Source organism: Actinocrinis sp., assembly GCF_035605935.1.
GTDB lineage: Bacteria > Actinomycetota > Actinomycetes > Streptomycetales > Catenulisporaceae > Actinocrinis.
In genome coordinates, this window is record NZ_DATNGK010000205.1 from 1 (window position 1) to 4,691 (window position 4,691).

Annotated in this window: 3 protein-coding genes; all 3 read right to left on the reverse strand. The window is 70.5% G+C overall.

The genetic code is table 11. The features are described from left to right. Positions 1 to 187: 187 nt before the first annotated feature. Positions 188 to 1,606 (reverse strand): condensation domain-containing protein, encoded by a 1,419-nt coding sequence (locus VN779_RS16470; RefSeq protein ID WP_325724207.1) that lies wholly within the window; start codon positions 1,604 to 1,606, stop codon positions 188 to 190. After that, positions 1,603 to 4,140 carry an aminotransferase class I/II-fold pyridoxal phosphate-dependent enzyme gene (locus VN779_RS16475; RefSeq protein WP_325724209.1) on the reverse strand — a complete coding sequence of 846 codons (2,538 nt, stop codon included), beginning with the start codon at positions 4,138 to 4,140 and terminating at the stop codon, positions 1,603 to 1,605. The genes VN779_RS16470 and VN779_RS16475 overlap by 4 nt, the downstream gene beginning before the upstream one ends. Beyond that, positions 4,137 to 4,691, reverse strand: a 555-nt coding sequence (locus VN779_RS16480) for an NAD-dependent epimerase/dehydratase family protein (protein ID WP_325724211.1), incomplete at its 5' end; no start/stop codon positions are given. The genes VN779_RS16475 and VN779_RS16480, both read right to left, overlap by 4 nt.

Below are 4,691 nucleotides of genomic sequence, written 5' to 3' on the forward strand. Positions count from 1 at the left end.
ACCGGGTCACGCATCACGCGCTCGACGGCCTCGTAGCCGTGTACGACAGCCGAGTACCGGTCGACGGCGGGATCGAGCGCGCAGGCCTGCCCAAGCTCGTGCAGCCGGGCATAGAAGGGGTACGGGTTCTTCCTCCCTTCCGGCGAGAAGAGCTCGGCCAGAGCGACCATGGTCTGCATGACCGACCTCACCGTGCCTGAAGTTGCTCGGCCGGGGCATTGGCGCTGACGCAGGCGCTTACACCGGTGCTCAGGTCCGGATCGCGGGCCGCCTCGACGGCGAGCGATTCGAGTGCGCGGGCCAGTTGCACCATCTGACTCCTAGGCACGTACGCAGTGTCGGCGAGCACGATGAGCCCGATCGCGCCGGGCACGTCGTCGATCGTCACCATCAGCCGCTCGTTGAAGAACGGCAGCTCGCTCCACTGCGGCGCGCTGGTGCTCGGCAGGGCCGCCTCGATCTCGGCGACGGTGACCGGGGCGCCGGCGGGGTCGATCCGGTGCTGGGAGGGCCGGTCATTGTAGTAACACTTGAGGTCCACGACGCCGCCGCGATCCCGGTTGACCCGCGCCACCAGGTCCTTCCAGAGGGCGAAGTCGAAATAGGCGTGCTTGTAGGCCTTCATCGAGGCCTGCCGCGAGCGGACGATCGCCTCGGCCACGCTGATGTCCGCGACATCGACGACGAACAGGCCGGCCTGGCTGACGTTGCTGACGATCTCGGCGAACCCGGGCCGGAACCGGTTGCTCACCACCATCTGCGCGACGACCGGGTTGATCCCGGCGACACGTGCCATGCCGACCGCGACGACGCCGAGCAGCGCGGTGCTCACGTCGGTGCCCAGGCGGTTTCCGATCGCCCTGAGCGCGAGGAGCATCGCGGGCGAGTTCATCCGGACCTGGCCGTAGCGGCCGCAGTCCGGGGCAGGATCGACTGGGTCGGGGAAGCGGCGCATCGGGATGGTGCGCAGCAGACCGTCCCAGTAGCGCAGGGACGCCTCGCTCTGGCGCCGGGCCGACGGGCTGCGCTGCTGCACGGTCATCGCGAGCGGATGCATGGCAGCGAGCGTGGTCGCCAGACCGGTTCGCGGGTCGCGGTTGAGGTAATCGTGGTACATCGTCATCGCGCCGACGGCGTCTGTCGCGAAGTGGCACAGCGCCATCACCAGGTGCGTGAGCGCGCCGTGCTGGCGGATCAGCGTCATTTTGATAGGGAATTCGCGCTCGTAGTCGAACGGCGTGTCCTCCTGCCACGCGGCCAATATCTCCGCGACCTGCCTGGGGTCCTCGTGCGCGGGGACGTCGATGATCTCCAGTGGAATCTGCCCGGAACTGACGACCTCCTGCTTGGGTAACGCGCCGGGCGTCAACCGCAGGCGGGTGCGCATGGACTGGAAGCGGCTCGCGTAGAAACGCAGTTCCTCGGCGAACTGCGCCACGCGGGCTCCAGCGGGTAGCTCCCGCACGGCGCACATGTTCATCGGCGAGCCGAGTTCCTGCACGGCGTTCCAGATGTGCTGCTGACCCCAGGTCAGCTCGTCGACGCCGGAACCCTCCCCGGCGAACGGCACCATCAGCACTTCGCTCGCTTCGATCGCGTTCGTCATCTCGCCTCCTGTTCAAGCGCGGGCTGCGCCGCACGGCGCTCGGCCTCGATGAAGCGCGCGAGCCGGGCCACCGCCTCCCGGATGCGCGGCGGCGTCAGGGCACTGAAAGCCAGGCGGATCTCGTGCTCGCCGCCGCCCTCGGGGTGGAAGTAGGACATGGGGGTCCACAGCACGCCGAAGTCCCGTGCCGAGCGGGTCAGGGCGGCCTCGTCCGCGCGAAACGGCACCCGCATGCGCAGGAAGAAGCCGCCGGACGGCGTGTTCCAGCTCAGGTTTGCCGCTGCCCGGGTGTCCGGTGGGAAGTGGCGGTCAAGCTCCGCCAGCAGGGTGGCGAGATTCTCCTGGTAGTGGGCGGCGGCCTCGGCGTTAGCCTCCGACAGGCGCCCGTCACAGGCGAGCAGGAGGCCAGCCACCGCGGCCTGGCTGAGCGTGGGGGTGTTGACGGTGACCATGCTCTTGATCTTGGCCAGCTCGGCGGCGAGCAGGCTGGTGTGGCCGGCCGGGTCGGTGACTATCTGGTCCGCGACGACGTAGCCGAGGCGCGCGCCGGGAAACGCTGACTTGGCGTAGGAGCCGATGTGCACGACGCGGCGCTCGCGGTCGAGACTTTTGAGCGTGGGTAGCCGTTGCCCGGCACTGACCAGGCGATAAGGGCTGTCCTCGATCAGCAGAATGTCGTGGCGCGCGGCGAGGTCGAGCAGCGCGCCGCGTTCCTCGAGAGACAAGGTGTTGCCGGACGGATTCGAGTGGTCTGGCACCAGGTAGAGCGCGCGTGGCCGTCGCCCTCGTGCGCGATGCGCGAGGATCGCTGCCTGCACGTCCTCTGCGACCAGGCCGTCCTGCCGTTCCTGGACCGCGGCGAAGTCGACGCCCAGCAGCTTTGCCGCGCCGATGATGCCGACGTAGCAGGGCGTCGCGACGAGCAGCAGGTCGGCGGCATCGGCGAACAGTGCGCGCAGGGTCAGCAGCATGCCTTCCTGGGCGCCAACGGTCACCACGATCGATTCCGCCGCGGCGTCTATCGCCTCGTCCCGGGCGAGCGAGTCCGCGATCAGGTCCCTGATCTGCCCGGCGGCCGGCCCGTATTGGTACAGGCAGCTGCGGATCTGCTCGGCGTCGAGTCCGCGCGTCGCGAGATGGCCGAGGTAGCCCCGCATGTGGTCGAAGACGCGCTCGATGTCGAAGGCGCCCTCGTACGGCCGTCCAGCCGCGAAGGAGAGCGCCTCGGGGAAGCGGTCGGTGACCTCGTTGAGGAAGGCCATCGAATCGAGGTCGGGGTCGGAAAGGCTGGCGTGTAGTCGGGCCTTCGAGAGGCCGGGCGCCGCGGCGCGGTTGTGGGGGTGGGGAACGGGCACGGGCGGTGCTGGCGGTGTGGTGACGGCCGTCATGGCTACCAGGTCGGGCTCGACGTCTGCCACGGTGGCGATACCGGCGAGGGTCATCGCCTCGCGCAGTTCGCGCTTGAGGATTTCCAGCACCGCGAGCGCGCCGTCGTATCCGGCGACCGCCAGTCCGTGCAGGATCGGACGACCGATCAGGACGGCGTCGGCCCCGAGTGCGAGCGCGGCGAGGATGTCGGTGCCACGACGGATCCCGCCGTCGAGCAGAACCGGGCAGGCTCCGGCGACCGCGGCGGCGACCGCGGGCAGCGCGTCCAGAGCGGCCGGCGCGCCGTCGAGCTGGCGGCCGCCGTGATTGGACACGACGAGAGCGTCTACGCCCTCGTCCACGGCCCGCTCGGCGTCTCGCGCGGCAAGCACGCCCTTGAGCACGATCGGCAGAGCGCTGATGGAGCGCAGCCAGCGGATGACGCTCCAGTCGAGCCAGGGGTCGAACTCGGCCAGCGCGTGGGCTGCCGGGTCGGCGGCGTCCATGCCGGGGAGGTTGGCCGGGCGCACGCCGGGCGGCAGCCGGAAGCCGTTGCGCACGTCACGTAGCCGCGGACCGAGCACCGGCGCGTCGACGGTGAGCACGATCGCCTCGACGCCCGACTCCTGCGCGCGCGTGATCAGGTCCCGTACCCGGGTGCGGTCGCGCAGGCAGTAAATCTGCATCCAGAGCGGCGAGCCGGCCTCTGGGGCGACGTGCGCGAGGGAGCGGCCGGCGAACATGCTCAGCACGGTCGGCAGGCCTGCGGCGGCGGCGGCGCGCACTGAGGCCAGTTCGCCGTCTGGGTGAACGAGCGTGTGATAGGCCATCGGGGCAATGCCGAGCGGCGCCGCCCACGTCCGCCCGAGGATGCTCACCGAGGTGCCAGCGGGGCCCGCGCCGGTCAGGACGCGCGGGACGAGGCGCACGGCATCGAACGCGGCGAGGTTGGCCGCGAGCGTGCGTTCCTGGCCCGCGCCACCGTCGATGTAATCCCGAACCTGCGCAGCGAGGCGCTCCTCGGCCAGCCGGGAGATCTCGCGCAGCGTCGGTCCCAGTCCCAGTGCGGGCTCGACTGCCGCGTTCATCGTGGGCGGCGCGGGGCGCGGTGGCCGAGCGGCGGCCGACCGCGCCGCCGCGGACGTGTCGGTATCAAGGCTGGTCATCCGGGAGCGGCTCCGTCGGTGTCCGCCGCCGTCGCTCCGCGCTGCGCGGCGAACCAGTCGATGGTCGCCTTAAGGCCCTTCTCGATGTCGATGACCGGCTCCCAGCCGAGCGCCGAACGAGCCAGGCTGATATCGGGCCGCCGCAGGCGCGGGTCGTCGGCGGGCAGCTCGACGAAGTCGACCGACGAGGCGGAGCCGCACAGGTCGCGCACGAAGCCGGCGAGGTCCAGGACGGTGAACTCGACCGGGTTGCCGATGTTGACCGGGCCGCTGTGGCCCGACCTGGCGGCCGCGATGATCCCGGCCACCGTGTCGTCCACGTAGCACAGCGATCTGGTCTGCGAACCGTCCCCGGCGACCGTGAGCGGCAGGCCGGCGAGCGCCTGGGTGATGAAGTTCGGCACGGCGCGGCCGTCGTTGGCGCGCATCCTCGGCCCGTACGTGTTGAAGATCCGCACGATCGCCGTGTCAACACCCAGATTCGCCCGGTACGCCGCCGTCAGCGCTTCAGCGAATCGCTTCGCCTCGTCGTAGCAACTGCGCGGGCCGAC

Excerpts from the sequence above, each read along its gene's own strand:
- VN779_RS16470 (WP_325724207.1), bottom strand. The coding sequence starts at position 1,606 with ATGACGAACGCGATCGAAGCGAGCGAAGTGCTGATGGTGCCGTTCGCC.
- VN779_RS16475 (WP_325724209.1), bottom strand. The coding sequence starts at position 4,140 with ATGACCAGCCTTGATACCGACACGTCCGCGGCGGCGCGGTCGGCCGCC.